The sequence below is a fragment of the Williamsia muralis genome (assembly GCF_002735905.1).
Taxonomy (GTDB): domain Bacteria; phylum Actinomycetota; class Actinomycetes; order Mycobacteriales; family Mycobacteriaceae; genus Williamsia; species Williamsia muralis_A.
The window spans coordinates 1-929 of the sequence record NZ_PEBD01000025.1 but is presented as its reverse complement, the minus strand read 5'-3'; the positions used below and the strand labels follow the sequence as shown (position 1 = coordinate 929).

The 929-nt window shown below is 64.3% G+C and carries 1 protein-coding gene; it reads left to right on the top strand.

Features of this window, described 5'->3' with window-relative positions:
- Positions 1-763, top strand: a 763-nt coding sequence (locus tag CSW57_RS24185; protein WP_143696617.1) for an HNH endonuclease, incomplete at its 5' end; no start/stop codon positions are given.
- Positions 764-929 lie beyond the last annotated feature (166 nt).

Genomic DNA, 929 nt, shown 5'->3' with positions numbered 1-929 from the left:
GTCCAGCGTGTTCAACGAAGCATCCTCGGCGTCCGGTGGGGTGCCGGCCGCCGAGGATGCTTCGTTGAACACGCTGGACTATGCGGTCACTCCAGATGGCCGGTTGGCGGGCACGTTTGATGTGGATGCGGTCACTGGCGAGAAGATGATGTCCGCTCTGGACGTGTGGTCCAGGCCCCGTCCCGAACCCGACGGCAGCGCAGATACCCGCACACCGTCGMAACGACGGGCTGATGCSCTGCATCAACTCCTCGATTGTGGTGGCGGTGGGCAATCGCTGGTATCGGCGCCGAGAACAGAAGTGGCCGTGACCGTTCCGGCTGATCATCCCGACCGTGCGTCACTGCGGTGGATGGGCCCGGTCACCGAAGCAACCGCAGCCGCAGCTGCGTGTGATGCGGAGATCACCTCGATCACCCTGGACGGACAGCAGGTGCCGATCGATCTGAGCCCACCCAAGCGTTTGTTTACCGGGCCTGTGCGGAAAGCGATTTTGCTTCGCGATACCTGCTGCATCAAGTGTGGGGCGCCGGCGACCTGGTCGGACTGCCATCACATCGTGCACTGGGCTGACGGAGGACCCACCACCCTGGGTAACGGCTGCCTACTCTGCCGGACCTGTCATCGGGCCGTGCACCGCACCGACTGGGACATCACCATGGGCGCCGACGGACACCCCTGGCTCATCCCACCCGCCGACATCGACCCCACCCGACAACCACTACCAGCCTACAACCGCCGAACCCTCACCCTCGCAGCATAAGTCGACGAACAGTTGCCCTCCGCGCCCTCGATGTGGTCGAGACGGCGCAAGACCTTCGACAACTCCATAGTGTCAGCTCCGCGCGGATGTTTTGCGACTCCCAGGCGTGTGGGCGGTGCAATTGCGCGCCGTCAGTACTGCTGCTGGCCGGCCATCTGGGTCTGGA